The 3,864-nt window shown below is 70.0% G+C and carries 3 protein-coding genes; all 3 read right to left on the reverse strand.

Annotated elements, in window-relative coordinates:
* Positions 1-131 precede the first annotated feature (131 nt).
* Positions 132-1,763, reverse strand: coding sequence for a DUF1254 domain-containing protein (locus tag GVL05_RS19675; RefSeq protein ID WP_235036081.1), 1,632 nt, complete (start codon positions 1,761-1,763; stop codon positions 132-134).
* A 170-nt stretch (positions 1,764-1,933) separates the two neighbouring features.
* Entirely contained in the window at positions 1,934-3,166 is a 1,233-nt protein-coding gene (locus GVL05_RS19680) for a lipopolysaccharide biosynthesis protein (RefSeq protein ID WP_159574232.1), read from the reverse strand.
* Positions 3,163-3,864 (reverse strand): MATE family efflux transporter (locus GVL05_RS19685; protein WP_268839738.1); only part of this gene is annotated, 702 nt, incomplete at its 5' end. The genes GVL05_RS19680 and GVL05_RS19685, both read right to left, overlap by 4 nt.

Consider the following 3,864-nt stretch of genomic DNA (forward strand, 5'->3'; position numbering starts at 1 on the left):
CCTACCACCGAAAGCGCCGACAGCGCGGTCTCGGGAAGTTGACGCCCATCGAGTACGAAGCAATCATCAACCCACAGGCAGCACTCGCGGCCTAAACCAACGAGTCAACCCAACCTGCAGCAGTCCCGGACTTACCGTTCGGTGCGCACGATCGCGGGCGGGGTCCAGCGCCCGTCGAGGACCTCGTCGCCTGGCTCGTACATGCGCAGGACCGGACGGAATCGTCCCGCGGGGCTCGGCAACCAGTTCGCATCGGGCGAATCGGGCGGCTGGTGCGCGATGGTGATCGTGAGTGCACCGTCGGCGTCTTGGGCGACGTCCGGCGTGCGGTCGCCGATCGAGTAGCGGTTGATGGGGTTTGCGACGAGGAAGAAGTCTGGCACTCCGTACATCGTGAGTGACCAGAACGCGCCCACCGGTGGTGGTGGTGCGAGGCGGAAGGTGTACTCGTGCGTGCCGTCGAGCTGGTCGCCGTGATCGTCGACGAACGTCATCACGTAGGCCGCTTCGTAGGCGTGGTTACCCCACAACCCGCCGAGCGCAGCGCCGGCACGCTCGGCGTAGCGAAGGGTCGGATCCTCGATGCGGAACCGCTCGTCGTCGAGTGCGCCGACCTCGAAGAAGTCGAGGTTGTAGTCGAACACGTGCAGCGTCATCTTCCAGCCGTTCACCTGCGGGCTGGAGCCGGACTCGAGGATCTGCCGCAGTCGGGCCGAGGCCCCCTCGAGTGCGGACGTCAGGGCCGCCACGGCGTCGTCGGGCAAACCAACGTACGGCGACGCCGGCGAATTCACGCCGAGCCCCGCGAAGGACCGTTGCACTGCGGCGTCACGCGGCGCCGGCGGGAACTGCTGCGACCAGACGCGGAAGCGCTCGAGGAACGCCAGCGCGTCCGACACCTCCGGGTCGGGAACGGCCAGCCCGTGCGGTGCAGCATCAGGCGTGCGGGGAGTCAACGTCGTCGCGTCTTGGAGCGCGTGCACCGTCGGGAGGTCGGTGTCGCCGTCGACTGCCCACCGTCCGACGATGGAGGCAACCGCGGTCGGGAACCTGATGACCGTGTCGTCATCGTCAGGTTCGCCGTCCCAGTCCGGTGGCACGAGCAGGTAGTCGCCTGCGGCGGTGCCGGTGGCGCGGTGTCCGACGTAGGCGAAATTGTTCGTCCAGGCATCGACGAACTGCAGCACGTAGTACCGCCCCGCCGTGTCGGGCACGTGCAACGCCACCGGCCCGCTGCTGAGGTCGACTTGAGCCATCGAGTAGAGCGTGTCGTTGTTGATCGTCACGAAGGTGTCATCGGGGCCGGCAAGGGTCCGTCCGTGACTGAAGGTGTTGAACGCAGCGGCCGGTACCGCGCCGATGCCGTCCGTCGTGAACCGCAGCACCTGGAGCAGGTTGAACACCAATGGGAACCCGTAGATGTACGCGTTCGTGACGAGCTGCACATCGATCTCGCCTGTCAGGGGATCATTCGATTCGGCCATGCAGCTGAGTCCATCCGCCCAGCCCGCCGAGGTCGCCACCCAAAACAGGTGGTCTTCCGTGCGGCGGCCGCGCCGCTGGTCACAGGGAGCGCGGTGCAGATCACCACTCTCCTTGGGTCGCCGGCCAACGCAGAAGGCGGGGGCGAAGCTCGCCTTTAGAAGCCCCCCCGCGGCACGGCACCTGACCACCACCGTGACAGCGCAAGCGACAGTAGGCGGGCAGCGTGTCAAGCGCGGCGACTGTCCGTCGTCCCTCTCGTGAGAATCGAGCCAGCGCAAACCGTCCCGATAGCCGGTCGACTACCGCGACTTCGTGCGCATCGGTCCAGCTCCCCCCTCGAGCCCCGTGCTTCCTGATGGGGGCGTTCTCGGATAGGTGGTCCGAAACGATTCCGAATGACGGGACGTCAAACGAGGCGTTCCACCGACGCCCACCACGTGCGGAGGAATCAGCGCCGCCGCACCCCGAGCCCCACCACCGCCACGAGATTGACGGCGCTGCCGACCAAGAACCCCGTCGTCCCACCCGCGACTCCCGCGACCGGCCCGAGCACCGCCATGAGCACCGCCCCGACGACGAAGCCTGCGACCGACGCCAGCGCGACCTGCCGCGACCTCCCCGATGCGAGCAACAGCGCCGCAGGCACGAGCCCGACGGTGAACACCCACACCCCGACCATCAAGTAGCGCAGGTCAGCCACGGCAGCAGCCCCCTCGGCGGGGTAGACGATCGGCAGGAACCACCCGGCGAGCAGCGCCACCAGACCGAACACGACGGCAGAAGCAGCGGCGAACCCGACGACGAGCATCAGCGCGCCGCGAGACCGCAAGGACCCACCATCCGTCCGGTGCGCAAACGCCGGCACGAGCACCTGCCCCAGCGCCTGCCCGAGCATCGATGCCGGCGTCGCCAGGGTGAACGCCGCGGCGTAGACCCCGGCCTCGTGCGCCGACGAGGTCACCTGCGCCGAGATCATCGTCAATTGCAGCAACCCGTTCGAGGTCACCACCGCCAGCACGTTCCACGCCGCGAACCCGAGCACCCCTGCGGCGGGTTCGCGAGCGGCAGGGCCGAAGTCGTTCCACCGCGGCCAGCACGCGATCGCGAACACCGTGTACCCGATGGCCAGCGGCAGCAGCACGAAGGGCTCGAGCCGAGTGATGCACGCCACCACGAGCAGTCCGAGCGCGAGCACGCTCGTCACCGAGTCCCAGAGCGCTACCCGCGGCGCCCGGCCGTAGCCGAGCTGCGCTCCGCGGGCGTAGCAGTACAGCCCGTAGCCGACGACGACCCCGACACCACCGAGCACCATGCCGGGCCCGTTGCCCCAGGCGACCGCGACCGGCACGGTGACCGCGGCGAGCACCACGGTCGACACCAGCATCGACAGCCCGAGCACCCGGTTCACCGCGGCGTCCGACCGCCGACCCCGCAACGCGATCGCCAGGTACCGAGAGGCGGTGTTGCCCGCGGCGTTCGGCCAGAGCAGCGCGACGAACACCGACAGGGACAACAGCGCCGTGGTCTGCCCGAGGGTCTCGGTGCCGAACACCCGCCCGACGACGACGGTCACGAGCAGTTTCGCGACGCCCTGCACCCCGATCCCGACCGTGGCGAGGGCCGCCGACGACGCCACCGAGGACGACGCACCAGAAGAAGGCCGAACAGAAGACCCGCTCACCGCGCCAACGCCTGTTCCACCCATCCACGCCGATGCGCGCGCACCCCGAGCGTCACCGCCCGGACCCCGATGTACCCGAGGGCGAACGCCGCCCACAACCCGGCGAGCGTCCCGCCGGCCCACCACAGCAGCGGCAGGTACACGACCAGGTTCACGCCTCCCGCGATCGCCAGGTACCGCGCATCCCCGGCCCCGATCAGCACCCCGTCGAGCACGAAGACGTACCCGGCCACGGGCATCCCGACGGCGATGAGCACCAGCACGAGCGGCAGCGCGTCCCGCACGGCGGACGAGTCGGAGAACACCGGACCGAGCACACCACTGACAGCCAGGGTCACCGCCCCGAGCAGCGCCCCACCGACGATCCCGAGCAGCACGAGCCGCCGCGTCACCAGCCCTACCCGGGCCGGGTCCCGCGCCCCGAGCCCGTGCCCGACGAGCGCCTGCCCGGCGATGGCCAGGGCGTCGAGCGCGAACGCCAGGGTCGAGAACACGGTCAGCCCGACCTGCGTGGTCGCGAGTCCCGCGGTCCCGAGCCCGGCAGCGGCCCCGACCGTCGCGAGCATCGCGATCCGCAACGACGCGGTCCGCAGGAACAGCCAGGCCCCGGACCGCAGCGCCCGGACGACGCCCGAGGCGCCGGGCCGCAGCGGCGCTCCCGACGATCGCGCGGCGCGCACCGCGATCCGGACGTAGAC

This window comes from Curtobacterium sp. 18060 (genome assembly GCF_902706105.1).
GTDB lineage: Bacteria > Actinomycetota > Actinomycetes > Actinomycetales > Microbacteriaceae > Curtobacterium.